Source organism: Streptomyces sp. NPDC043427, assembly GCF_056436655.1.
This window is the reverse complement of sequence record NZ_JBWKCC010000020.1, coordinates 33717-58077: the sequence shown is the minus strand read 5'-3', so window position 1 is coordinate 58077 and position 24361 is coordinate 33717. Positions and strand designations below refer to the sequence as shown.

Genomic DNA, 24361 nt, shown 5'->3' with positions numbered 1-24361 from the left:
TGCTCGGCCGTGGCGGGGCCGAACCTCTGGGCCAAGGCCGGACTCCGAGTTCGTAGGGGAGTAGAGGCTCCCGTCCGAACTCGGTGAGATGACCGTAGGGCGGGGTGAGGAGGGAGCTCAAGGGGCACGCCGGGCCTGCAATGGGACTGCCACACGCCGTTCATGAAAGGGGTGTGGGCGGGGTGGTCGTAGGACCAAGGGTGCAGGGAGGGGTCCGGCTTCCGACAGGGGGCAACGTCGGCTGCGGACCTTACGCTGGGCTGCATGGCCGCCCTCGACAACTCCGCGATCACGTACGACAGCGAGACCGACGAGGGGGTGTTGGGGCGGTCCTATCGCGCCCTCAGTGTGGGCATCGTTTCCGTTGTTCTGCTCATCGCCTTCGAGGCGACCGCCGTTGGGACGGCGATGCCCGTGGCGGCGCGGGAGCTGGACGGGGTGTCGTTGTACGGGTTCGCGTTCTCGGGGTATTTCACGACGAGCTTGTTCGGGATGGTGCTGGCCGGGCAGTGGTCGGATCGGCGGGGGCCGCTGGGGGCGTTGACCGGGGGGATCGCCGCGTTCGCGGCGGGGTTGGTGGTGTCGGGGACGGCCGGTGTGATGTGGCTGTTCATCCTCGGGCGGGCCGTGCAGGGGCTCGGGGGCGGGCTGGTGATCGTCGCGCTGTACGTCGTCGTGGGCCGGGCCTATCCGCAGGCGCTGCGGCCGGCGATCATGGCCGCGTTCGCGGCGAGTTGGGTCGTGCCGTCCGTCGTCGGGCCGCTCGTCTCGGGTGTCGTGACCGAACAGCTCGGGTGGCGGTGGGTGTTCGTCGGGATACCCGTCCTTGTCGTCTTTCCGCTCGCGCTCGCGCTGCCGCAGATCCGGCGGCGGGCGGCCGGTCCGGTGGCGGGCCTTCCCGCAGGCGGTTTCGACCGGCGTCGTATCCGGCTCGCGCTCGGGATCTCTCTCGGCGCCGGGCTCCTTCAGTACGCCGCCCAGGACCTGCGCTGGGTCTCGCTCGTGCCCGGTGTCGTGGGTGCCGCGCTGCTCGTGCCGGCCGTGCTCGGGCTGTTGCCGCGGGGGACCTACCGGGCGGCGCGCGGTCTGCCGTCCGTCGTGCTGTTGAGGGGCGTGGCCGCGGGATCCTTCGTCGGCGCCGAGTCCTTCGTACCGCTGATGCTGGTCACCCAGCGGGGCCTCGCGCCGACGCTCGCCGGGCTGTCGCTCGCGGCGGGCGGGGCGACCTGGGCGCTGGCTTCGTGGGTGCAGTCACGGTCGCGGGTGGAGCCGTACCGGGAGAGGTTGATGACGGTGGGGATGGTGCTGGTGGCGGCGGCCATCGCCACCGCGCCGAGTGTGCTGCTCCCCGCCGTGCCCGTGTGGGTCGTCGCCGTGGCGTGGGCGTTCGGCTGCTTCGGGATGGGGCTGGTGATCTCCTCCACCAGTGTGCTTCTGCTGCACCTCTCCGCGCCGGAGGAAGCCGGTACCAACTCCGCCGCCCTGCAGATTTCCGACGGACTCTCCAACGTTCTGCTGCTCGCGGCCGGGGGTGCCGCCTTCGCCGCGCTCGGCGGCGGTGACGTCACCCACGGCGCGACACAGAACGCCACCGCGGCCTCGGCCACCTCCCACCCCGCCGCCTTCGCCGCCGTCTTCCTGCCCATGGCGTCAGTCGCTCTCCTGGGGGCGTGGGTGACCACCCGACTGCGCGAACGGAGGCAGTGAGCGAAGCGACTCCACCCCGGCCCCCGTCCGCTCCCGCAGCACCATCGCCACGAACACCACCGCGATCGCAATGGCCACACCGTGCGCGACCGCGACGACCGCCAGCGGCGAGTACGCCTCCAGCGCGGCGCCCACCGCGACCATGCCGACGCCGAAGCCGAGGCTCTCCACCGTGGCCGACAGGCCGAAGGCGTGCGTGCGCAGGGTGTCCGGCAGGGTCTGGAGATGGGAGGTGTACGACACCTCGGTCAGACCGTCGGCCGCGCCCGCCACCAGCCCGACCAGCACCGTCGCCGCCCACGGCAGCCCGGCGAAGGCCAGGATGAACCCGGCGGACATCGCGATGGTGCCGAAGCCGAAGCCCAGCGCGCCGACGGCCCGGCCCGAGCGGCGCGTCCAGCGTTGGATCACCTGTTGGACCAGGACGTTGCCGACCGCCCACACGCACCAGAACACGCTCACGAACACCGCGGGGCTGTCGGTGTCCAACTCGGTCGAGTAGACCGGCAGGGCGGCATTGTGGGAGGACGACCCCAGCGCGTCCACCGCCCGCAGCAGCACCATCAGACCGAGGACGGGGGCGGCGACCAGGGCCGCGACGGCACGGGGCACCCGACGCCGTTCACTCTCCTCGCGCCCGTTCCCAAAAGCCTCCGGCCGCCCCGGCGCCGCTTCCGGCACGGGCAACTGCGCCACCGCCACCGCGCACACCAGGAACGTCACCATGTCCACCAGGAACGCCGCCGTGTACCCGAGCAGCGACACCACCACACCGGCCGAGGCGAACCCCGCCACCATCGCCAGCGAACGCCAGCTCACCATCAGCGAGTTGGCCCAGGTACGGCGCTCCTCGGCCACCATCTCCGGGATCACCGAGCTGCGCAGCGCCACCACGAACACCGTGCCCGTGACGCCACCCACCGCCGATACGACGAACAGCGTGGCCGTGCGCAGCCCGTCGGGCACCGTCACCAGGACTACCAGTACGGCCGCCTGCACCACGTTCACCCAGAACATGACACCCCGCGCCGACCAGCGGGCCAGCACGGGACCGACGACCAGCCCCGCTACGAACCCCGCCGCGAGCCGTACGGCCATGAACGCGCCGACGGCCACGGCCCGTTCGGTGACGGCGTAGACGTACAGGTTCAGCGCCACCATGTTCAGGTAGGTGCCGTACGACGAGAGCGCGTAGCCCCCGATCAGGATCCGGTACCTGCGTTCTCTCGTCACTCCCGCACGCTAGGCGGGCCGTCTCCGCCTCGTCCATGCGATCTTCGGACAGCTTCGCCGACCTCTTCGCCGCCCCGGCCTGGAGCCCCGGCCGGGGTTCGCTGTGACGTGAATCCCACCTCCCCGGGCCCCGGCGTTGTTCGCGCGTTGACGCCTCCGCGCCGCCGGTAGGGTGGCCCGGTTGTCATACGTAGCCGACCCCATCCTCGAGCCGCCCGACCCCGTACGGAGACCGTGACTACCGCCCGCCCGTCACCCGCCACCACCTTCAACGGAGGGCCCTCCGGGCCCACGCCTATGTCTGCTTCCTCCACCTCGCACTCCCACCACCTGTCGCCCGCTTTCCCAGGCCGCGCCCCTTGGGGCACCGCCAGCAAGCTGCGCGCCTGGCAGCAGGGGGCGATGGAGAAGTACATCCAGGAGCAGCCGCGTGACTTCCTCGCCGTCGCCACGCCCGGCGCCGGAAAGACGACCTTCGCGCTGACGCTGGCGTCCTGGCTGCTGCACCACCACGTCGTGCAGCAGGTGACCGTCGTCGCGCCCACCGAGCACCTGAAGAAGCAGTGGGCGGAGGCCGCCGCGCGGATAGGCATCAAACTGGACCCCGAGTACAGCGCGGGCCCGCTCGGCAAGGACTACCACGGTGTCGCCGTGACGTACGCGGGCGTCGGGGTCCGGCCGATGCTGCACCGCAACCGCTCCGAACAGCGCAAGACCCTGGTGATCCTCGACGAGATCCACCACGCCGGTGACTCCAAGTCCTGGGGCGAGGCCTGCCTGGAGGCGTTCGAGCCCGCCACGCGCCGCCTCGCCCTCACCGGTACGCCGTTCCGGTCCGACACCAACCCCATCCCCTTCGTGACGTACGAGGAGGGCAACGACGGCATCCGGCGGTCCGCCGCCGACTACACCTACGGCTACGGCTCCGCCCTCGCGGACAACGTCGTGCGCCCGGTCATCTTCCTCTCCTACAGCGGCAACATGCGCTGGCGCACCAAGGCCGGCGACGAGATCGCCGCCCGGCTCGGCGAGCCGATGACCAAGGACGCGATCAGCCAGGCCTGGCGTACGGCGCTGGATCCGCGCGGCGAGTGGATGCCGAGCGTGCTGCGCGCGGCCGACCAGCGGCTCACCGAGGTCAGGAAGGCCATCCCGGACGCCGGCGCGCTCGTCATCGCCTCCGACCAGGACTCCGCGCGGGCGTACGCCAAGCTGATCCGGGAGATCACGGGCAACAAGGCGACCCTGGTCCTCTCCGACGACGCCGGCGCCTCCGAGCGGATCGACGAGTTCAGCGGCAACAACGACCGCTGGATGGTCGCCGTCCGCATGGTGTCCGAGGGCGTCGACGTGCCCCGCCTCGCGGTCGGGGTGTACGCCACGACCATTTCGACGCCGCTGTTCTTCGCGCAGGCCGTCGGCCGTTTCGTACGGTCCCGGCGGCGCGGCGAGACCGCCTCGGTGTTCCTGCCGACCGTGCCCGACCTGCTCGGCTTCGCCAACGAGATGGAGCGCGAGCGCGACCACGTCCTCGACAAGCCCAAGAAGGAGGGCGAGGAGGACCCGTACGCCGAGTCCGAGAAGGAGATGGACGAGGCGAACCGGGAGCAGGACGAGGACACCGGTGAGCAGGAGCAGTTCGCCTTCGAGGCACTGGAGTCCGAGGCCGTCTTCGACCGGGTGATGTACAACGGCGCCGAGTTCGGCATGCAGGCCCACCCGGGGAGCGAGGAGGAGCAGGACTACCTCGGCATTCCCGGCCTCCTCGAACCCGACCAGGTGCAGCTGCTGCTCCAGAAGCGGCAGGCCAAGCAGATCGCGCACAGCAAGAAGAAGCCGGACGCGGAGGCCGACCTGCTGGAGGTGCCGGCCGAGCGGCGGCCGGTCGTCTCGCACAAGGAGATGATGGAGCTGCGCAAGCAGCTCAACACGATGGTCGGCGCGTACGTCCACCAGAGCGGCAAGCCCCACGGCGTGATCCACACCGAGCTGCGCCGCGTGTGCGGTGGACCGCCGAGCGCGGAGGCGACGGCGGGGCAGCTGCGGCAGCGGATAGCCAAGGTGCAGGAGTGGGCGACCCGGATGAAGTGACGGGCCCGGCCCGTACCCGGATGAAGTGACGGGCGCGCGGGGCGTGTCGTGGGGGCGCGTGGTGGAGCGTACACGCTGTGTGTTTGCTGTATGTGCCGTACGTATCGGGGCAAACACAGGTAGTCCATCCCGGTCACTGCCCGGATTCTGGACGGAGCCTTCCGCTCAGCGAACCTGCTTCGCTACTGTCCCGCTACGCACACGCCCCGTGGCAGCGCCGCCGCGGAGCGCAGCCGTGAAGCGACTCGGCCCGGGCGGACCGGGCCGCGGCCGATCGACGGCCTCTGAAGCGCGTCGCCGACGGGACTCGACGACGCATCATTTCGCGAGGGGGCTGCCGACCTCACCACTTGGAGGAGTGGGCGTCGTGACCGCGGAGACCTCTCAGACGCTCGACCGAGGGCTACGGGTCCTCAAGCTGCTGGCCGACACGGACCATGGGCTGACCGTCACCGAGCTATCCAACAAACTGGGCGTGAACCGGACCGTGGTGTACCGGTTGCTCGCCACACTCGAGCAGCACGCACTCGTACGGCGTGATCTGGGCGGACGTGCCAGGGTGGGCCTCGGGGTGCTGCGACTGGGCCGGCAGGTGCATCCGCTGGTGCGGGAGGCCGCGTTGCCGGCGCTGCGTTCGCTGGCGGAGGACATAGGGGCGACCGCGCATCTCACGCTGGTGGACGGGGCGGAGGCGTTGGCCGTCGCGGTCGTCGAACCGTCCTGGACGGACTACCACGTGGCGTATCGGGCGGGATTTCGCCATCCGCTGGACCGGGGGGCTGCGGGGCGGGCGATTCTCGCTGCGCGACGGCAGCCGTCGGAGGAGCCGGGGTACACCCTCACGCACGGGGAGCTGGAGGCGGGGGCGAGTGGGGCTGCGGCGCCGTTGCTGGGGGTCAGTGGCGTCGAGGGGAGTGTGGGGGTCGTGATGTTGGCTGATGCGGTGCCGGAGAGGGTGGGGCCGCGGGTGGTGGATGCGGCGCGGGAGGTGGCCGAAGCGTTGCGCTGAGGCGGCTTGCGTTGTTGCCCGGGGCTGGTGGGGGCGGGGGTGGGTCGCGCAGCCCGGCGCTTTACGGGGTGCCGCCTGCGCCCACCCGTGCCGCCCCACGCGGCACGCGTGCCCGCAGGCTGGGCCGGCAGGCCACCATCCCCACCAGCCCTACCGGGGCATGGCCGGAACTCCACCCCGCGTTAGATTGAACCCGTGCTCTCTCGCCTCACACGCCCCCAGGCCCTCGCCGTCTGTGCCCTGCCCGTCGTCGGGCTGGTCGCCACGGCTGTGTTCGTGCCGCTGCCGTTTTCCGTGGCGGAGCCGGGGATGACGGCGAATGTGCTGGGGGCGAACCAGGGGGAGGCGGTGATCACGATCTCCGGGGCGCCGACGCGGAAGACGACCGGTCAGCTGCGGATGACGACCATCGAGGCGACCTCCCCGGATGCGGACGTCTCGCTGGGGGACGTGATCGACGGCTGGTTCCGCACCGACCAGGCGATCATGCCGCGCGACGCGGTGTACCCCAGCGGCAAGTCCACCAAGGAGATCGAGCAGCACAACACCGAGCAGATGAAGGAGTCGCAGGACACCGCGACCGAGGCCGCGCTCGACTACCTCGACCTCGACGGCAAGAACGTCAAGGTCACGCTGAAGCTCGCCGACGTCGGCGGCCCCAGCGCCGGACTGCTGTTCACGCTCGGCATCATCGACAAGCTCGACGGCGACGGCAGCGGCGGCGACCTCACCGGTGGCCGCACCATCGCCGGTACGGGGACGATCGACGCCGACGGGACGGTGGGCGCGGTGGGGGGCGTGGCGCTGAAGACGCAGGCCGCCCGCAGGGACGGTGCGACGGTCTTCCTCGTACCGAAGGACGAGTGCTCCGACGCCAGGTCCGACCTGCCGAAGGGCCTGCGCCTGGTCCCGGTGACCACCCTGAAGAGCGCGGTCGACGCCCTCGTGTCCCTGGAGAAGGGCAAGGGCTCGGTACCGAGCTGCTAGGACCTCTCGTTTGGATCATGCCGGGCTCGCGGGGTCCGGCCTGATCCGAACGAAAGACCCTAGGTGCATTGATCACCAGGGCGCGTTGCGGAGGCCAGGTGCAGGACTGGACGGCCGCCCGCCATGCATTGCACGCCAGACGCAGACGCCGTACGCCAACTCCCCGGCCCCGGCCCGCCCCCTACCTCACGAACCCCTCCTGCCTCAGCCAGTCCAACGCCACCTGATGCGGGTCCTCCCCGTCGACGTCCACCTTCGCGTTCAGCCGCTGCGCCACCGTGTTGTCCAGCTTCGCGGTGATCGGGTTCAGGACCTCGGCGATCGCCGGCCACTGCTTCAGGGTCTTGGTGTTGATCTCGGGGGCCGCGTTGTAGTTGGGGAAGAACTTCTTGTCGTCGTCCATCACCACCAGGTCCATGGACCTGATCCGCCCGTCGGTGGTGAACACCTCCCCGTACACGCAGCTCCCCTTCGCGGCCTGCGTGTAGATGATCCCGGTGTCCATCTGTGTGATCCGGTCCAGCGGCACGTTCATCCCGTACGCCTTCTGCATCCCCGGCAGCCCGTCCGCGCGGTTGGCGAACTCGCCCTCCACGCACAGCGTCACCGCGCCCGGGTCCCGCTGGGACAGCGCGGCCGCGTCGGACAGCGTCTTCGTGCCGTACTTCTTGTAGTTGGCCTGGTTCATGGCGAGCGCGTACGTGTTGTTCAGCCGGGACGGCGGCAGCCAGGTCAGCCCGTTCCTCAGGTCGGCGTCGCGCACCGCCTCCCACTGTCGGTGCGGGTCGTCGATGGGCTCGCTGTTGCCCTGGTACGTGATCCAGGCGGTGCCCGTGTACTCGTACATGGCGTCCGCGTCACCCTTGAGGACCGCCTCGCGTCCGCCGATGGAGCCCTGGATGCCGGTGCGGTCCAGCACGTCCGCGCCGGCCGCCTGGAAGGCGATGCCCATGATCGCGCCGAGGATGAGGTTCTCGGTGAACGACTTGGACGTCACGGTGAGGTCGGCGCCCTTGAGGGGCTCGCCCCGCCCGATCGAGCCGGGTTCCACGTCGTCGACCATGGGGGAGCCGCTGGTCAGCCCGCAGCCGGACGCCAGCACCAGCGCCGCCGCCGGCCACACGAGCCGCCTCACCTCCGCACCTCCAGGCCCCGCGGCCGCAGCAGCACCTCGGCCAGTGAGGCCAGCCAGTCGACGAGCAGCGCCAGGGCGACGGTGAGGACCGAGCCCAGCACCAGCACCGGCATCCGCTGGTTGGTGATGCCGGTGGTGATCAGCACGCCCAGACCGCCGCCCCCGCCGAAGGTCGCCAGGGTCGCGGTGCCGACGTTCAGGACGAGGGCCGTGCGCACGCCCGCCAGGATCAGCGGGACGGCCAGCGGGAGCTCGACCTTCCTGAGCACCTCCATCGGGGACATGCCGATGCCTCGCGCGGCCTCCAACAGCGTCGGGTCGTTCGCCTTCAGGCCCGCGATGGTGTTCGACAGCACGGGCAGCACGGCGTAGGCGATCATGCCGATCAGGGCCGACCTGCGGCCGATGCCCAGCCAGATCACCAGCAGGGCGAGCAGACCGATCGCCGGGGTCGCCTGACCCATGTTGGCGAGGGTCATCGCGATCGGGGTCGCCTTCCGGAACAACCGGCGGGTCAGCAGGATGCCCAGCGGAATGGCGATGATCAGCACGAAGAAGGTGGAGATCGCGGTGAGCTGGACCTGCTGCCACAGGGCCTTGGACACCTGGCCGTTCGACAGCGCGTTCTCGGAGATCTGGTCCAGGTCCGCCTGCCGGAACCACAGCCAGGTCGCGAGCAGCAGGGCCACCAGGAACAGCGGCAGGAACGTCAGCTTCTGCCAGGTGATCCGCCTGCGCTCCGGGCCCGGTGGGGGAGGAGCCTCCTCCTCTTCCTCGTAGGCCGGATCCTCCGTCGTAGGGTCCTCGATCTCGGGGACGATCACGCCTTCTCCTCCCCGCCGACGCCCTCCTGTTCCGCGTGCGTCTGCGCGGCCCGGAGCTCCTCCAGCGCGTGCCGGTGCTCGGCGGCCTCGAGACGGTCGGCCTCGATCAGGTCGTGCACGGAGTTCATGAGCGTCTCCACGTCGACGACCCCCAGGTACTCCCCGCGCCGCCCGGTGACCGGGACCCGCCCCGCGCTGTCCGTGAGCACCGCCTCCAGCGCGTCCCGCAGTGTCGCGTCCCGGGTCACGGTGTCCGTCACCAGGGTGCCCGCGCGGGCCAGCGAGCCCCTGGCGCGCATCAGGTCACCGCGCCGCAGCCACTTGTAGGGCCGGCCGCGCCGGTCGAGCAGCAAGATCTCGTTCGTACCGCTGTCCCGGAGCCTGTTGAAGAACTCCTGGAGCGGGTCGTCGATGGTCACCGTCGGGTAGTCGGCGATGCCCACGTCCCGTACGCGGGTGAGGTTCAGCCTCTTCAGGGCGGCGCCCGCGCCCACGAACCCGGACACGAAGTCGTCCGCCGGATTGGTGAGGATCGCCTCCGGGGTGTCGAACTGCGCGATGTGCGAGTGCTCGCGCAGCACCGCGATCCGGTCGCCCAGCTTGATCGCCTCGTCGAAGTCGTGGGTGACGAAGACGATCGTCTTGTGCAGCTCGTGCTGGAGGCGGATCAGCTCGTCCTGGAGGTGGTCGCGGGTGATCGGGTCGACGGCCCCGAACGGCTCGTCCATCAGCAGCACCGGCGGATCGGCCGCGAGCGCCCGGGCCACGCCCACGCGCTGCTGCTGGCCGCCGGAGAGCTGGCGTGGGTAGCGGCCGTGGAACTCGCCGGGGTCGAGTCCGACGAGGTCGAGCATCTCCTCGACACGCGCCGAGACCCGCTCCTTCGGCCAGCCGACCATCTTCGGGACCAGTGCGATGTTCTGGGCGACGGTCATGTGCGGGAAGAGCCCGGAGGACTGGATCGCGTACCCGACCTTCCGGCGCAGCTTCACCGGGTCGATGTGGGTGACGTCGTCGCCGCCGATGCGGATGCGGCCGCCGGTCGGCTCGATCAGACGGTTGATCATCTTCAGGGTGGTCGACTTGCCGCACCCGGACGGGCCGACGAAGACGACCGTCTCACCCGCCCTGATCTCCATGTTCACGTTGTCGACGGCCGGGCTGGGAGTGCCGGGGTACCGCTTGGAGAGGTTCTCCAGCTCGATCGTGGCGCCCGTGGCACGGCTCTCAGGCACGAATCCCCCTCGGAATGGTCAGCCGTCCGATCAGGACGTACGCGGCGTCGAACAGCAGCGCGAGGACGACGATCGCCAGGGTGCCCGCGAGGACCTGGTTGAGGGCGTTCGCGCTGCCCAGGGAGGCGAGTCCGCGGAAGATCTCGTTGCCGAGGCCGGGCCCGGAGGCGTAGGCGGCGATGGCCGCGATACCCATCAGCATCTGGGTCGCGACCCGGATCCCGATCAGGATCGGCGGCCAGGCCAGCGGCAGCTCGACCCGCGCGAGCCGTGCCGGCCGGGACATCCCGATGCCGTCGGCCGCGTCGACCAGCGCCGGGTCGACGCCCCGCAGGCCCACGATCGAGTTCCGTACGACCGGCAGCAGCCCGTACAGCGTCAGCGCGATGACCGTGGGCGGCACGCCCAGGCCCACCACCGGGATCAGCAGACCGATCATGGCGAGCGAGGGGATGGTGAGGAAGGTGGCGGTGGTCGTGGTGGCGAGGCCGCCGGCCCACTCGCTGCGGTAGGTGACGACCCCGATCAGCACACCGAGCGCGGTCGCCACGACCATGCACTGGAAGACGACGCTGGCGTGCTGATAGGCGTCGACGAGCAGCTGCTGGTGCCGGTTGCCCAGGTACTCCCAGAAGTTCACACCCGCTCACCCCGCTCCGCTACGCCATCCTCACCGAGTCCTCCGCCGCCTGCTCCACCAGCGGGATGATCCGCAGCGGAACGGGGTTCTCCATCACGATCGCGGTGGAGGCCCGGACGATCCCATCAAAACCGACGACCAGGTCGATGACCCGCTGGAGATCGGCGTTCGAGCGGGCCACCAGGCGGCACAGCATGTCCCCGCTGCCAGTGGTCGTGTGCAGCTCCAGCACCTCCGGCACGGTCGTCAAGTGCGCCCGTACGTCGGCCCCTTGCCCCTGCCGGATCTGCAGCGTCGCGAACGCGGTCACGGGATAGCCGAGCGCCGCCGGGTCCACCTCGGGTCCGAACCCGCGGATGACTCCATTCGACTGAAGCCGGTCCAGCCGCGCCTGCACGGTCCCCCGGGCCACCCCTAGCCGCCGTGACATCTCCAGGACACCCGCGCGTGGCTCGCGCGCCAGCAGCGCGATGATCCGGCCGTCCAACTGATCGATCGCCATGGCACCCTCCCGGGATGGTCATCATGTACAGAAAGACCCGCGTGATCGGTTCTCCGCTGTACAAGCTGCCCAGTGAATTCACGAACTATTGCGCACCTTGCCTCCTGGCGCGACGCTTTCGTCATGACCCAGACCACACACCACACTCCCGACACCGCCCGGCAGGCAGACCCCTTCCCGGTCAAGGGAATGGACGCGGTCGTCTTCGCCGTGGGCAACGCCAAACAGGCGGCGCACTACTACTCCACGGCCTTCGGCATGCGGCTGGTCGCGTACTCCGGACCGGAGAACGGCAGCCGCGAGACCGCGAGCTACGTCCTGGAGAACGGCTCCGCCCGCTTCGTGTTCACCTCGGTCATCAGGCCCACCACCCCCTGGGGCCACTTCCTGGCCGAGCACGTGGCCGAGCACGGCGACGGCGTCGTCGACCTCGCCATCGAGGTCCCGGACGCCCGCCGCGCGTACGCCTACGCGATCGAACACGGCGCCCGCTCGGTCGCCGAGCCGTACGAGCTGAAGGACGAGCACGGCACCGTCGTCCTCGCCGCCATCGCCACCTACGGCACCACCCGGCACACCCTCGTCGAGCGGACCGGCTACGACGGCCCCTACCTCCCCGGCTACGTGACCGCCGCCCCCCTGGTCGAGCCGCCCGCCCACCGCACCTTCCAGGCCGTCGACCACTGCGTCGGCAACGTCGAACTCGGCCACATGAACGAGTGGGTGGAGTTCTACAACAACGTCATGGGCTTCACCAACATGAAGGAGTTCGTGGGCGACGACATCGCCACCGAGTACAGCGCGCTGATGTCGAAGGTCGTCGCCGACGGCACCCTCAAGGTCAAGTTCCCGATCAACGAGCCCGCCATCGCCAAGAAGAAGTCCCAGATCGACGAGTACCTGGAGTTCTACGGCGGCGCGGGCGTCCAGCACATCGCGCTCAACACCAACGACATCGTCCAGACGGTACGGACGATGCGGGCGGCCGGCGTGCAGTTCCTGGACACGCCCGACTCGTACTACGACACCCTCGGCGAGTGGGTCGGCGACACCCGCGTCCCCGTCGAGACCCTGCGCGAACTGAAGATCCTCGCCGACCGCGACGAGGACGGCTACCTGCTGCAGATCTTCACCAAGCCGGTCCAGGACCGGCCGACCGTGTTCTTCGAGCTCATCGAACGCCATGGCTCGATGGGCTTCGGCAAGGGCAACTTCAAGGCGCTGTTCGAGGCGATCGAGAGGGAGCAGGCCAAGCGCGGCAACCTGTGACAGGCGGTCACTCCGAGGCCTCCTCGGTCTCCTCCGGCTCCGCCGCCTCGTCCTCGTCGTCCCTCACCGGCACGTCCGTCCACGGCGCCTCACCCAGATCCGCCAGGGCCGTCCGTGCCGCCGGCGCCCCCAGCCGCGAGAAGTACGGGTTGATCCGCAGCGCCTCCTCGAGGTGCCTGCGGGCCGGCCCGTCCAGCCGCAGCCGCCGCTCGATCATGCCCCGGTGGTACATGTACGACGCGCTGCGCACCGTGCCCTCATGGGCCCTGTCCGTCGCCACCGTCGCGAAGCGCAGCGCCTCCTCGGTCTCCCCGGACCGGTGCAGCGCCCACCCCAGCGCGTCCGCGACCTCGATCCCCGGCTGGCGCGCCCACTCCTCCCGCAGCAGCCGCACCGCCGTCCTCGGGTCGCCGTGGTCCGCCTCGAACGCGCCGAGGACCAGATCCCCGTCGACCCCGCCCGCCGCGTCCCGCCGGACCCGGTCCCGCAGCAGGTCGTACTGCACCTGCGCGGCCTGCGCGAGCCCCAGCGACTCGTACAGCTCTCCCAGCTCCAGCGCGTACTGCGGCACCGGTTGCTTGGTGAGCGCCGCCCGGTACGCGCTCAGCGCCTCCGACGTCCGCCCCAGCGCCGCCAGCGCCCGCGCCTGCCCGGCCTGCGCGGCCCGCTGGTCCGGGTCGAGCCGCACGGCCTCCTCGAAGTGCCGCAGGGCGACCTCCCGCTCACCCCGCTCCCAGGCGAGCTGCCCGGCCCGCTCCAGCCAAGCCGCCCGCTCGGCGGGCGCCTGCGCCCCCGCCGCCGCGTCGGACAGCGCGGCCGCCGCGTCCTCCCGCCGGCCCCGGTCCCGGTAGACGGCCGCGGCCCGCGCCAGGACGGCCGGCCCGGAACGCAGTTCGAGGAGCCGGTCCAGCGCCTGCTCGGCGGCCGCGTGGTCGCCCAGCCCCGTGTACGCGTCGATCAGCGGGGGATACGCCGTCCACCGCTTCGGGTCCGCCTTCAGCGCGGCCTCGCCCAGGGCCCGCGCCGACCGGAAGTCCCGGCGCGCGTCGGCCAGCGTCGCCATACCGGCCAGCGCCTCGGGGTTGCGCGCCGGGCGCACCGTCAGCGACGTACGCAGCGCCCGCTCCGCCTTCGGGTAGTACGCGGCGGCGTCGGCGGTCCGCCGCCCCTGCTCGACGTACGCCGCCCCGAGCACCGCCCACGACCGCGCGTCCCTGGGATGCGTCCGCAGGTGCGCCTCGCGCTCGCCGATCAGCACCGCAAGGTCGGGCAGCGCGGCCGGCACCCCGGCCCGTACCGCCGAACCCGCCTGCGCGCCCGGCGCCGGTCCCACCGGCCGGGCGACACGTCCGCCGTGCGGCAACAGCATCACCCCGCCGGCGACGACGCCCCCCGCGAGCAGCGTGATCAGCACCCGCTTGAGAACCCGCCCGCGCCCCTGCCTCACCGCGCCCACTTCGTTCTCCATGGCGCTCACTGTGCGTCAGTACGACGAGCACACCCCGGCGGCCCAAGGGTGCCGCGGACGGGGTTCACACCGATGGCCCCGGGTGCGACGCTGTGATCATGAGCCGTATCGAAGCGCCTCGCGACGCAGACGACGCAGCCGCGGCAGCCGCCGTGGAGCACGCAGCCGAGGAAGACACGGCAGCGACCGGCGGCCTCCTCGACCGCCTCCTCGCCGGGCTGCCCGCCGAGTCCGTCCTCACCGACCCCGACGTCACCGCCTCCTACGCCAACGACATGGCCAGCTTCTGCCCGGCGGGCACCCCCGCGGTGGTCGTCCTGCCGCGTACGGTCGAACAGGTCCAGCACGTCATGCGCGTCGCGACCGCGCTGCGCGTCCCGGTCGTCCCACAGGGCGCCCGCACCGGTCTGTCGGGCGCCGCGAACGCCTCCGACGGCTGCATCGTGCTGTCGCTCACCCGGATGGACCGCATCCTGGAGATCAACCCGGTCGACCGCATCGCGGTCGTCGAACCGGGCGTCGTCAACGCTGCCCTCTCCCGCGCGGTCGCCGAGCACGGACTCGCCTACCCTCCCGACCCCTCCAGCTGGGAGATGTGCACCATCGGCGGCAACATCGGCACCGCCTCCGGCGGGCTGTGCTGCGTGAAGTACGGAGTGACGGCCGAGTACGTCCTCGGCCTCGACGTCGTGCTGGCCGACGGCCGGCTGATGTCCACCGGCCGCCGCACCGCGAAGGGCGTCGCCGGATACGACCTCACCCGCCTCTTCGTCGGCTCCGAGGGCTCCCTCGGCATCGTCGTCGGGGCGACCCTGGCCCTCAAGCCGCAGCCGCCCGGGCAGCTGGTGCTGGCCGCCGAGTTCGCCTCCGGCGCCGCCGCCTGCGACGCGGTGTGCCGGATCATGGAGGGCGGACACGTACCGTCCCTCCTCGAACTGATGGACCGTACGACGGTGAAGGCCGTCAACGACCTCACCCACATGGGCCTCCCCGACACCACCGAGGCCCTGCTGCTCGCCGCGTTCGACACCACCGACCCGGCCGCCGACCTCGCCGCCGTCGGCGCGCTGTGCGAAGCCGCCGGCGCCACCCAGGTCGTACCGGCCGAGGACGCGGCCGAGTCCGAACTGCTCCTGCAGGCACGGCGGTCGTCGCTGGTCGCGCTGGAGGCGGTCAAGGGCACCACGATGATCGACGACGTGTGCGTGCCCCGCTCCCGCCTCGGCGACATGCTCGAAGGGGTCGAGCGCATCGCGGAGAAGCACCGGTTGACCATCGGAGTCGTCGCCCACGCGGGTGACGGCAACACCCACCCCACCGTCTGCTTCGACGCCCAGGACCCCGACGAGTCCCGGCGCGCCCGCCAGTCCTTCGACGAGATCATGGCGCTCGGCCTGGAACTCGGCGGCACCATCACCGGCGAACACGGCGTGGGCGTCCTGAAGAAGGAGTGGCTTGCGCGCGAGATCGGCCCCGTGGGCGTGGAGATGCAGCGGGCCGTCAAGCACGTCTTCGACCCGCTGGGCATCCTCAACCCCGGCAAGCTGTTCTGACTCACCGCGCGAGCAACTGGGCCAGGGCGTCGTCCATCCCCAGCTGCTCGCCCTCGCTCCCCGGCGGCACCACCCGCAGCGTCCGCTCCAGCCAGGCCGACACCGGCGCGGCGGGCGCCTGAAGGAGGGCGTCACCCCCGGGTGAACTCAGCGCCATCAGCACGACGCTGCGCCCGTCCACCTTCGTCGGCCACACCCGCACGTCCCCGTTCCCGCACGGCCGGAACACCCCCTCCACCAGGAGCTCACGGGCGAACGTCCACTCCACCGGGTGCTCGGAGTTGACGTGGAAGGTGACATGGACGGCGAAGGGGTCGTCGCTGCGGTAGCCCAGCCTGGCCGGCACCGGGACGCTGCGCTCCGGCGACAGCACGAGTCTGATCTCCAACTCGCGTTCCACCACGGTGTGCTGCATGGTCGTACGTCCTCTCTCCTACGGCCCTGTGGGCGGGCCCGCACCGGGAGAGAGGGGGCCCGGCGCCGGGCATTACGCGGGTTCGCGGAACTTTTTCACCGCACTTTTGTCCGAAGGGGTTCCGCGGAGGTTCCGCTTGGCGTTCCACTCGTGTGAAGTACGTGTACGAGGTTGCCCGGAAAGGAGTGGGTACGCCAGGACAGGCGCTGGGGCGCGCGCCGGGATGATAGATGTGGAGCCCCCCAGACGACCCCCGAGCAGATACGGGACGACGGACATGAGCGCCCCAACCCCGGCCCCTGGCGACGACAGGCCCCGCGAAGGGTATTACCCGGACCCGTCCATTCCTGGATACGTCCGGTACTGGAACGGTGCCTCCTGGGTGCCGGGCACCAGCCGTCCGGCGCCGTCCGACGGTGAACCGCTCGCGCCCCCGGCCTCCGTGGAGGAGACCGGCCCGCACTTCTTCGACGAGGACCCGGAGCCGGCCGCGGGCGGTGAGCAGCAGTACGGCAGCCGTCCCGAACCGGCGTCCGCGTGGGGCGCCGACCGGTCACGGCAGTCCGGCTTCGGCGGCGAGCAGGACCGGCGGGTGTCATGGGGGTCACCGCAGTCGGCCGACCCCAGGGTCCCGGCCGACCCCCCGGCCCAGCCCGACGGTCACTCCGCCCACACGGACGGCACGGCGACCATCCCACCCACGGACCCCGAACCCGCCCCGGCCTCCGGCGACCTGCCCTCCGACGGCACGTTCGTCTTCCGCCGCCCCAGGACCGACACGGCTCCCTCCCGGGACGACGGCACCATGACCTTCCGACCTCAGGGGGCAGGAGCGGGACAGCAGGGCGTGTCCAGCGGCGGGGCGGCCGGCGCGGGTGCCGGGGCGGCCGCCGGGCGCGGGTTCGGTGCGGGGAAGGCGGCGGTCGAACGGGCGGCGCGGGCGCAGGGTGAGGGGCAGACGGGGGCGAGTGCGGGTGGGGTCGCCGGTCCGGTGGGCGGTGCTCAGTCCGCCGTAGGAGCCCCGTCGTCCGCCGGCGTACCGTCCGCCCTCTCCGGTCCGCAGCAGGCCACTGCGAGTGCCCCGAGCGCTCCCAGTACGTCGGTCGAGCCTCAGCAGGGCGCGGGTGTCCCGCAACAGGGCGCGGGCGTGCCCCAACAGGGCGTCGGTGTTCCCCCACAGGCCACCCCCGCCCAGGCGGCGGCTCCCATGGCCGTCGGTGTCGGAGGTGGCCAGCAGTCCTGGGCGCAGCAGGTGCACCGCCTGGCGGGGGCCGGTGAGGACGAGCAGCGGGTGGCGCCCTGGAAGCCGCCCGTCGAGGACCCGTTCCAGGCGGCCGCGCGCCGGCAGGCGGCGGCCCGCCCCGCGGGGATGGGCAGACGGCTCCTCGCCCGGCTCGTCGACACCGTCGTCCTCGGCGCCGTCACCGCCGCGGCCGCCGTACCGCTCGGCGTCAAGGCGCTCGACCACGTCAACGAGAAGATCGACGAGGCCAAGCTCTCCGGCCGCACCGTCACGGTGTGGCTGCTCGACAGCACGACGTCGACGTACCTCGGCATCGTCCTCGCCGTCCTGCTCGTCTTCGGCGTCCTCTACGAGGCACTGCCCACCGCCAAGTGGGGCCGCACCCTGGGCAAGAAGCTGCTGGGTCTGGAGGTCCGGGACATCGAGGCGCACGAGCCGCCGAGTTTCGGCGCCGCCCTGCGCCGCTGGCTGGTCTACAGCGTCCCCGGCCTGCTCGGCATCGGTGTCCTCGGCGTCCTGTGGTGCCTGTTCGACCGGCCGTGGCGCCAGTGCTGGCACGACAAGGCCGCGCGTACGTTCGTCGCGGGCCGCACCTGAGCGAACCGCTACTCCGGACGGCGGCCCGCCGGATGCGGAGTCGGGGGGTTCGGGGTGCACTCGGGCCATGACCACCGAACCGCCTCCCGGCTCCGGAGACCAGCCACCGGAGGACGATCGCTTCAGGAAGCGGCCCCCGCAGGGCGAGGGCGCCGGTTCGCCGTACGACGCCCCGTACGGCGGAGGTCAACCGCCGCCCCCTCCGTACGGGGAGGGCGGCGGCCCCTATGGAGGCGGCCCCCACGGCGGTGGCCCCTACCCGGGTGATCCGCTCGCCGGCATGCCCCCGCTGGCCGACAGCGGCAAGCGCACCCTCGCGCGGATCATCGACATGATCCTCGTCGGCATCGTGGTCTGGCTGCTCACCTGGGGGTTCGACGTCCACGAGTACAACGTGGACAGCGACCGGATCGAGGTCGGCAAGTCCCTCGCGCAGTCCACCATCGCCGCCGTGCTCTACGTCGCCTACGACACCTTCCTGATCAGCAGGTCAGGGCAGACGCTCGGCAAGAAGTGGCTCGGCATGCGGGTGGCGAACCTCGACAACGGTTCCACGCCCTCCGTACAGACCTCACTGGTGCGCGCGTTGGTGCTGTGGCTGCCGTTCGCGTACTGCTGTGCCTGCGTCTGGACCATCATCGCGGGCGGCTGGAGTTTCTTCGACAAGCCCTACAAGCAGGGGCTGCACGACAAGGCGGCGAAGACCGTGATGGTCACCGCGACCTGACGGCGGGCAGCACAACGGCGGGCCCGTGCTCAGCACGGCCCGCCGGTCGTCCTGTTCAGGGGGAGGAGGTCTCGCGCACCGGCTCCGGCGGCCCCGCCGCGACCGAGGCCGCCACGGGCTGTTGTGCCGGGACCTGGGCGACGGCCTTCGGTGTCTGCTTGGGCAGCGGCACCGTCATGGCGACCAGGAGCCCGAGGGCGAGCGCTGCCACGGCGACGACCGTGATCCCCGCCCCCGAACTCGTCTGCGACAGCAGCAGCATGGCGAGTGTCGAGAAGATCACGGTGCACGAGCCGTAGGCGATCTGTGCAGCAGTCGGACGAGGCATGGCAATCGTGTCCTCGAAGGTGGGGGTGTCCTATCCGGCTGCATGCCCGAACAGATCGAACAGTAAGCGTGACCTAACCAACAGTACCGGTGCACAGGGGGCGCACGGAGTCATGCCGTCCAGCAAGTGGACGGGCGGGCGCGCCGGTTATGCCAAGGTCACGTGTCCGCAATGCGGACGTCAGCTCCCAATAATGCAGTTGACCTGCTCAAGTCAAGATCTGTCTTTTCTTGCCAACCAGTAGTCAAATGACGTCACTTGACTACACGCGTATAACCGCGCGTCAGGGGAGGACAGCAAGTGACCAGCAGACCCTGGACCTTCAGGGCCGCCGCGACGGTCGTCGCGCTCGCGGCGGCCTCGGCGACGTTCTCGACGTTCGCCGTGGCACAGGCCGCCGACAACACGTCGAAGCGGACCCCCGCAGTGGACCGGCACGACCCGCAGCCGGCCAAGATGAAGGAACACGACTTCGACGGGCCCATGAGCAAGACTCAGGAGGCCCAGCGGGAAGAGGCCCTGAAGCAGGTCATATCCGGCAAGGCCAAGGTCAAGAACCGCGCGGGCTCGAAGGTCGTCCAGCTCAAGAGCACCAAGGGCGACAGCAAGTACGTCGAGCTCGGCCGTGAGAAGACCGACAAGATCTTCACGATCCTCGTGGAGTTCGGCAACAAGGTCGACAGCCGCTACGGCGGCACCCCCGGCCCGCTGCACAACCAGATAACCAAGCCGGACCGCAAGCAGGACAACAGCACGGCCTGGCAGGCGGACTACGACCAGAAGCACTTCCAGGACCTGTACTTCGGCACCGGCAAGAACACCGAGTCGCTGAAGAAGTACTACGAGAAGCAGTCCTCGGGCCGCTACTCGGTCGACGGCCAGGTCACCGACTGGGTCAAGGTCCCCTACAACGAGGCCCGCTACGGCTCCAACGACGCCTCCACCGGCGCCTGGTACGCGGTGCAGGACGGCGTCAACGCCTGGGTCGCCCAGCGAAAGGCGGCCGGCGACACCCCCGCGAAGATCAAGAAGGAACTCGCGGCGTTCGACCAGTGGGACCGCTACGACTTCGACGGCGACGGCGACTTCAACGAGCCCGACGGCTACATCGACCACTTCCAGATCGTGCACGCCGGTGAGGACGAGTCCGCCGGCGGCGGCGCCCAGGGCGAGGACGCGATCTGGGCCCACCGCTGGTACGCCTTCGGCACCGACTCCGGAACCACCGGACCGGCCTCCAACAAGCTCGGCGGCACCCAGATCGGCACCACCGGCATCTGGGTCGGCGACTACACCATCCAGCCGGAGAACGGCGGACTCGGCGTCTACGCCCACGAGTACGGCCACGACCTCGGCCTGCCCGACGAGTACGACACCTCCGGCGGCGGCGACAACTCCACCGGCTTCTGGACCCTGATGTCGTCCGGCTCCTGGCTCGGTACCGGCAAGGAGGCCATCGGCGACCTGCCCGGCGACATGAACGCCTGGGACAAGCTCCAGCTCGGCTGGCTCGACTACGACGTCGCCAAGGCCGGCGTGCGGTCCAACCACAAGCTGGGCCTGGCGGAGTACAACACCGCGAACCCGCAGGCCCTCGTGGTCACGCTGCCGGACAAGCGGGTCACCACCAAGGTCGTCACCCCGGCCCAGGGCGCCACCCAGTGGTGGAGTGGCAGCGGCAACGACCTGCGCAACTCCCTGTCCCGCTCGGTCGACCTGACCGGCAAGACCACCGCGAGCCTCACCCTCGACGGCTGGTGGGACACCGAGAAGGACTTCGACTACGTCTACACCGAGGTGTCCACCGACGGCGGCGCCAACTGGACGCCCGTCGACGGCAAGCTGGCCGACGGCACCGCCATCCCCCGTGACGGCAGCGGCAAGCCCGCCCTCACCGGCACGGTCGCGGCCTACCAGAAGCTGACGTACTCGCTGGACGCGTACGCGGGCAAGAAGATCGACCTGCGCTTCCGCTACCAGACCGACGGCGGTGTGGCCCAGCAGGGCTTCGCGGCCGACGAGATCACCGTCACCGCGAACGGCGCGACCGTCTTCTCCGACAACGCCGAGTCCCAGGACGCGGCCTGGACGGCGAACGGCTTCAGCCGCATCGGCGCGTCCATCACGGACGACTACCCGCAGTACTACATCGCCGAGAACCGCCAGTACGTGTCGTACGACAAGACCCTCAAGGTCGGCCCGTACAACTTCGGCTTCACGACGACCCGTCCGTCCTGGGTCGAGCACTACCCGTACCAGAACGGTCTGCTGATCTGGAAGTGGGACACCTCGCAGGCGGACGACAACACCAGCCAGCACCCCGGCACCGGCCTGATCCTTCCGGTCGACGCCCACTCGCAGGCGCTGAAGTGGTCCGACGGCACCTTCATGCCCAGCCGGATCCAGTCCTTCGACTCGACCTTCAGCCGCTACGCGACCGACGCGTTCACGCTGCACAAGGCGGGCGTCGTGACGAAGGTGAAGTCGCGGATCGGCATCCCGGTCTTCGACGACGGCACGTCGACGTACTACGACCCGAAGACCCCGCTCGCGGGCGTCAAGGTCACTGACACCAACACCCGGATCAAGATCACGCAGGAGCCGGTGGACGGCTCGACGATCTCGCTCCAGGTTGGACCGTCGTCCAAGTAGTCGGCGTTTTAGCAGGTCAGAAGCGTATCGGCGGTGACCCCCCTGGCGGGTCGCCGCCGATCGTGTTTAGGTGCGTCCTGTGGCTTTCTTATTGACACCGACGCACACGGGGGTGTGACCGCATGGCCGCAGGAGGCTTTTGCAAGCTGCCCGACGGCATGGTGGTGGTGGCACTCAACCTGCCCAGCCCCGCCGCCGACGGCTTCGCCGGGAGCACCGCTCCCGGGGGAGTGCGCGTGCTCGTCCACGCGCAGAACCGCGCCCGGGCCCTGACCAGGCTCCGCAACCTCGGCATGCGCGCGGTCTACCTGCGGGGCAACGCCGCTCCGCCCACACCGGACGAGATCACGGCCGTCCTGCACCACCCCGACGGCCTGATATGGCGTACCGCCCCCGACAACGGCGTCACGGTCATCGAGCTCTGGCGCCCGATCCGCTCCCTCCTGAGGAGGCCCACGGCCCAGGCATGAGCCCCGTGAGCCCCCTGAGGAGCGGCTACACCACGGGCTTGCCGGAGAGCTCCACCCCGGCCTCGCGCAGTTCGCCCAGGGCCCTCTCGGTGGTCTCCTCGGCCACGCCGGCGGTGAGGTCCAGCAGGACGTGGGTGCGGAAGCCCTCGCGAGCCGCGTCCAGGGCGGTGGCCTTCACACAGTGGTCGGTCGCTATGCCCACGACGTCCACCTCGTCGATCTCCCGGGCGCGCAGCCAGTCGCCCAGCATCACCCCGTTCTCGTCAGAGCCCTCGAACCCGCTGTAGGCGGCCGCGTACGCCCCCTTGTCGAAGACGGCGTCGATCGCGCCGGAGGCGACCGCGGGAGCGAAGTTCGGGTGGAACCCCACGCCCTCCGTCCCGGCGACGCAGTGCGCGGGCCAGGAGTGCATGAAGTCGGGGTTGTCGGCGAAGTGGCCGCCGGGTGCGATGTGATGGTCGCGGGTGGCCACGACATGCCGGTAGCCGGCGGGTGCCTGCCCGATCAGCTCGGTGATGGCGGCGGCGACATCGGCACCCCCGGCCACCGCGAGACTGCCCCCCTCGCAGAAGTCGTTCTGAACGTCTACGACGATCAAGGCGCGGCGCATGGTCGGTGTCCTTCGACTATGGGATCTCGGTGATGAGGCTGCGGGCCCGGCCGCAAGCTTCCGAGCCTAGAGACTTCCGGTGCGGTACGGGAGGGGGCGTCAAGGGGGCGTACGCGGGCACCTCCTCCGGTGCTGTGACCGGAGAGGTTTGACGGAGAGCTCGCGTGCCGGGCGTCGTGAGCCGGTGAACCTTTCCGGTCAACCACTAGCTACCCGACCGCCCCTGGACGTACTCCGTCGGAATGACCGGTTCCCCGCGCGACAGCTGGGTCGCCGACATCGGCAGACCGGCACGGGCGGCGGTGTGCCGGTCGCGCACGACGTCCAGTGGCTCACGGGCGAGTACCTCGCCACCCTTGACCAGTTCGACGAGGAGCTGCCGGTCGGCCAGCTCGGCCGGCACCTGTCCGGTGCCGACGACCTCGGCCTCCGCCACCCCGTACGCGTCCGGCCGTCGCGCGGCCCACTTGCGGCCGCCGATGGAGGTCTTGCCGCCGGACGACTTCTTCGCCACCGGCAGCAGAGGGGCCTTCGGGTCGGCGGACTCGGCGCGGGCGACGATCTTGTAGACCATCGAGCAGGTCGGATGCCCGGAGCCGGTCACCAGCTGCGTACCCACGCCGTACGCGTCCACGGGCGCCGCGGCCAGCGAGGCGATGGCGTACTCGTCGAGGTCGGACGTCACGATGATCTTCGTGTCGGTCGCGCCCAGCTCGTCCAGCTGCTGGCGCACCCGGTGCGCGACGAGCAGCAGGTCGCCGGAGTCGATGCGCACCGCGCCCAGCTCGGGCCCGGCGACCTCCACGGCCGTCCGTACGGCCTCGGCGACGTCGTAGGTGTCCACGAGGAGGGTCGTGCCCCGGCCCAGCGAGTCGACCTGGGCCGTGAAGGCGTCCCGCTCGGTGTCGTGCAGCAGGGTGAAGGCGTGGGCGGAGGTGCCGACCGTCGGGATGCCGTAGCGGAAGCCGGCGGCCAGGTCGGAGGTGGTGGCGAAGCCGCCGACGTACGCGGCGCGGGAGGCGGCCACGGCGGCCAGCTCATGGGTGCGGCGGGCCCCCATCTCGATCAGCGGCCGCTCCCCGGCCGCCGAGGACATCCGGGAGGCGGCGGCCGCGATGGCGGAGTCGTGGTTGAGGATGGAAAGGATCACGGTCTCCAGGAGCACGCACTCGGCGAAGGAGCCCTCGACGCGCATGATCGGGGAGCCGGGGAAGTACACCTCGCCCTCCGGGTAGCCCCATATGTCACCCGAGAAGCGGTACGAGCCGAGCCATTCGAGGGTCGCCTCGTCCACGATCTTCCGCTCGCGCAGGAAGCCGAGGACGCCCGCGTCGAACCGGAAGTTCTCCACGGCGTCCAGGACACGCCCGGTGCCCGCGACGACGCCGTAGCGCCGCCCCTCCGGCAACCGCCGGGTGAATACCTCGAACACCGACCGTCGCCCGGCGGTGCCCGCCCTCAGCGCGGCCTGCAGCATCGTCAGCTCGTACTGGTCCGTGAAGAGCGCCGTGGAGGGAACGTCCACCGGCAGCCCAAGGTCCGCTACATCCACGAAAGCTCTCCTAGCTACGACTCGCCGGGTGCCCCCGGGGCGGCCGGGGGTTCGGGGGTTGTCCCCCGGTGCATGCGGCATGCGGAGATCGTACTCCTTTTTCGTCGGTGTGAC

Annotated in this window: 21 protein-coding genes; 10 read left to right on the top strand and 11 right to left on the bottom strand. The window is 70.8% G+C overall.

Features of this window, described 5'->3' with window-relative positions; genetic code table 11:
• Positions 1 to 264 precede the first annotated feature (264 nt).
• Positions 265 to 1707 carry an MFS transporter gene (locus tag AC067M_RS28305; RefSeq protein ID WP_478699858.1) on the top strand — a complete coding sequence of 481 codons (1443 nt, stop codon included), beginning with the start codon at positions 265 to 267 and terminating at the stop codon, positions 1705 to 1707.
• On the opposite strand, the gene AC067M_RS28300 is transcribed toward AC067M_RS28305, so the two are convergent.
• Entirely contained in the window at positions 1651 to 2940 is a 1290-nt protein-coding gene (locus tag AC067M_RS28300; protein ID WP_478699857.1) for an MFS transporter, read from the bottom strand. The two genes, AC067M_RS28305 and AC067M_RS28300, sit on opposite strands and share 57 nt — an antisense overlap.
• Positions 2941 to 3237: 297 nt before the next feature.
• On the opposite strand from AC067M_RS28300, the gene AC067M_RS28295 reads away from it, so the two are divergent.
• The 3 genes from AC067M_RS28295 (at position 3238) to AC067M_RS28285 (ending at position 7027) form a co-directional block, all read left to right on the top strand.
• Complete coding sequence (locus AC067M_RS28295; protein ID WP_478699945.1) at positions 3238 to 5031, top strand: DEAD/DEAH box helicase; 1794 nt, start codon at positions 3238 to 3240, stop codon at positions 5029 to 5031.
• Positions 5032 to 5398: 367 nt separating this feature from the next.
• Positions 5399 to 6040: an IclR family transcriptional regulator gene (locus AC067M_RS28290; protein ID WP_478699856.1), complete on the top strand. Its 642-nt coding sequence runs from the start codon at positions 5399 to 5401 to the stop codon at positions 6038 to 6040.
• A 195-nt stretch (positions 6041 to 6235) separates the two neighbouring features.
• The gene (locus tag AC067M_RS28285; protein WP_478699855.1) at positions 6236 to 7027 is read left to right on the top strand and encodes a S16 family serine protease; all 792 of its coding nucleotides are present in this window, start codon (positions 6236 to 6238) and stop codon (positions 7025 to 7027) included.
• A 181-nt stretch (positions 7028 to 7208) separates the two neighbouring features.
• Here AC067M_RS28285 and AC067M_RS28280 read toward each other — a convergent pair whose 3' ends face one another.
• From AC067M_RS28280 to AC067M_RS28260, 5 genes are all read right to left on the bottom strand, one after another.
• Entirely contained in the window at positions 7209 to 8090 is an 882-nt protein-coding gene (locus AC067M_RS28280; protein ID WP_478699944.1) for a glycine betaine ABC transporter substrate-binding protein, read from the bottom strand.
• Between the two features lie 68 nt (positions 8091 to 8158).
• Positions 8159 to 8986 carry an ABC transporter permease gene (locus tag AC067M_RS28275; RefSeq protein ID WP_478699854.1) on the bottom strand — a complete coding sequence of 276 codons (828 nt, stop codon included), beginning with the start codon at positions 8984 to 8986 and terminating at the stop codon, positions 8159 to 8161.
• The gene (locus AC067M_RS28270) at positions 8983 to 10221 is read right to left on the bottom strand and encodes a betaine/proline/choline family ABC transporter ATP-binding protein (protein ID WP_478699853.1); all 1239 of its coding nucleotides are present in this window, start codon (positions 10219 to 10221) and stop codon (positions 8983 to 8985) included. Before AC067M_RS28270 ends, AC067M_RS28275 begins: the two co-directional genes overlap by 4 nt.
• Positions 10214 to 10861, bottom strand: a complete 648-nt coding sequence (locus tag AC067M_RS28265) for an ABC transporter permease (protein WP_478699852.1) — start codon at positions 10859 to 10861, stop codon at positions 10214 to 10216. The genes AC067M_RS28270 and AC067M_RS28265 overlap by 8 nt, the downstream gene beginning before the upstream one ends.
• Before the next feature lie 19 nt (positions 10862 to 10880).
• Entirely contained in the window at positions 10881 to 11363 is a 483-nt protein-coding gene (locus AC067M_RS28260) for an Lrp/AsnC family transcriptional regulator (RefSeq protein WP_478699851.1), read from the bottom strand.
• A gap of 123 nt (positions 11364 to 11486) precedes the next feature.
• On the opposite strand from AC067M_RS28260, the gene hppD reads away from it, so the two are divergent.
• On the top strand, positions 11487 to 12632 hold the full coding sequence (hppD, locus tag AC067M_RS28255) for a 4-hydroxyphenylpyruvate dioxygenase (RefSeq protein WP_478699850.1): 1146 nt from the start codon (positions 11487 to 11489) through the stop codon (positions 12630 to 12632).
• Positions 12633 to 12639: 7 nt separating this feature from the next.
• Here the strand turns inward: hppD and AC067M_RS28250 are convergent, their stop codons facing one another.
• Positions 12640 to 14100 (bottom strand): tetratricopeptide repeat protein, encoded by a 1461-nt coding sequence (locus AC067M_RS28250; RefSeq protein WP_478699849.1) that lies wholly within the window; start codon positions 14098 to 14100, stop codon positions 12640 to 12642.
• Positions 14101 to 14192: 92 nt separating this feature from the next.
• Here AC067M_RS28250 and AC067M_RS28245 point away from each other — a divergent pair, with 92 nt between their 5' ends.
• Positions 14193 to 15653, top strand: a complete 1461-nt coding sequence (locus AC067M_RS28245) for an FAD-binding oxidoreductase (protein WP_478699848.1) — start codon at positions 14193 to 14195, stop codon at positions 15651 to 15653.
• Position 15654: 1 nt separating this feature from the next.
• On the opposite strand, the gene AC067M_RS28240 is transcribed toward AC067M_RS28245, so the two are convergent.
• The gene (locus tag AC067M_RS28240; RefSeq protein WP_478699847.1) at positions 15655 to 16068 is read right to left on the bottom strand and encodes an SsgA family sporulation/cell division regulator; all 414 of its coding nucleotides are present in this window, start codon (positions 16066 to 16068) and stop codon (positions 15655 to 15657) included.
• Between the two features lie 277 nt (positions 16069 to 16345).
• Here AC067M_RS28240 and AC067M_RS28235 point away from each other — a divergent pair, with 277 nt between their 5' ends.
• On the top strand, positions 16346 to 17908 hold the full coding sequence (locus tag AC067M_RS28235) for an RDD family protein (RefSeq protein WP_478699846.1): 1563 nt from the start codon (positions 16346 to 16348) through the stop codon (positions 17906 to 17908).
• A gap of 67 nt (positions 17909 to 17975) precedes the next feature.
• Complete coding sequence (locus AC067M_RS28230) at positions 17976 to 18635, top strand: RDD family protein (protein ID WP_478699845.1); 660 nt, start codon at positions 17976 to 17978, stop codon at positions 18633 to 18635.
• Between the two features lie 55 nt (positions 18636 to 18690).
• Here AC067M_RS28230 and AC067M_RS28225 read toward each other — a convergent pair whose 3' ends face one another.
• Positions 18691 to 18963, bottom strand: coding sequence for a hypothetical protein (locus AC067M_RS28225; RefSeq protein WP_478699844.1), 273 nt, complete (start codon positions 18961 to 18963; stop codon positions 18691 to 18693).
• 300 nt (positions 18964 to 19263) lie between these two features.
• On the opposite strand from AC067M_RS28225, the gene AC067M_RS28220 reads away from it, so the two are divergent.
• Complete coding sequence (locus tag AC067M_RS28220) at positions 19264 to 21615, top strand: immune inhibitor A domain-containing protein (protein WP_478699843.1); 2352 nt, start codon at positions 19264 to 19266, stop codon at positions 21613 to 21615.
• A gap of 122 nt (positions 21616 to 21737) precedes the next feature.
• Entirely contained in the window at positions 21738 to 22085 is a 348-nt protein-coding gene (locus tag AC067M_RS28215) for a hypothetical protein (protein ID WP_478699842.1), read from the top strand.
• A gap of 25 nt (positions 22086 to 22110) precedes the next feature.
• Here the strand turns inward: AC067M_RS28215 and AC067M_RS28210 are convergent, their stop codons facing one another.
• Both AC067M_RS28210 and AC067M_RS28205 read right to left on the bottom strand, forming a co-directional pair.
• Positions 22111 to 22695, bottom strand: a complete 585-nt coding sequence (locus tag AC067M_RS28210) for an isochorismatase family protein (RefSeq protein ID WP_478699841.1) — start codon at positions 22693 to 22695, stop codon at positions 22111 to 22113.
• A gap of 205 nt (positions 22696 to 22900) precedes the next feature.
• Positions 22901 to 24247, bottom strand: coding sequence for a nicotinate phosphoribosyltransferase (locus tag AC067M_RS28205; RefSeq protein WP_478699840.1), 1347 nt, complete (start codon positions 24245 to 24247; stop codon positions 22901 to 22903).
• Positions 24248 to 24361 lie beyond the last annotated feature (114 nt).

Bases quoted from the DNA above. Each gene is read 5' to 3' on its own strand.
- AC067M_RS28305 (WP_478699858.1), top strand. From the start codon at position 265: ATGGCCGCCCTCGACAACTCCGCGATCACGTACGACAGCGAGACCGAC.
- AC067M_RS28295 (WP_478699945.1), top strand. From the start codon at position 3,238: ATGTCTGCTTCCTCCACCTCGCACTCCCACCACCTGTCGCCCGCTTTC.
- AC067M_RS28280 (WP_478699944.1), bottom strand. From the start codon at position 8,090: ATGGTCGACGACGTGGAACCCGGCTCGATCGGGCGGGGCGAGCCCCTC.
- AC067M_RS28260 (WP_478699851.1), bottom strand. From the start codon at position 11,363: ATGGCGATCGATCAGTTGGACGGCCGGATCATCGCGCTGCTGGCGCGC.
- hppD (WP_478699850.1), top strand. From the start codon at position 11,487: ATGACCCAGACCACACACCACACTCCCGACACCGCCCGGCAGGCAGAC.
- AC067M_RS28250 (WP_478699849.1), bottom strand. From the start codon at position 14,100: ATGGAGAACGAAGTGGGCGCGGTGAGGCAGGGGCGCGGGCGGGTTCTC.
- AC067M_RS28240 (WP_478699847.1), bottom strand. From the start codon at position 16,068: ATGCAGCACACCGTGGTGGAACGCGAGTTGGAGATCAGACTCGTGCTG.
- AC067M_RS28235 (WP_478699846.1), top strand. From the start codon at position 16,346: ATGAGCGCCCCAACCCCGGCCCCTGGCGACGACAGGCCCCGCGAAGGG.
- AC067M_RS28230 (WP_478699845.1), top strand. From the start codon at position 17,976: ATGACCACCGAACCGCCTCCCGGCTCCGGAGACCAGCCACCGGAGGAC.
- AC067M_RS28225 (WP_478699844.1), bottom strand. From the start codon at position 18,963: ATGCCTCGTCCGACTGCTGCACAGATCGCCTACGGCTCGTGCACCGTG.
- AC067M_RS28215 (WP_478699842.1), top strand. From the start codon at position 21,738: ATGGCCGCAGGAGGCTTTTGCAAGCTGCCCGACGGCATGGTGGTGGTG.
- AC067M_RS28210 (WP_478699841.1), bottom strand. From the start codon at position 22,695: ATGCGCCGCGCCTTGATCGTCGTAGACGTTCAGAACGACTTCTGCGAG.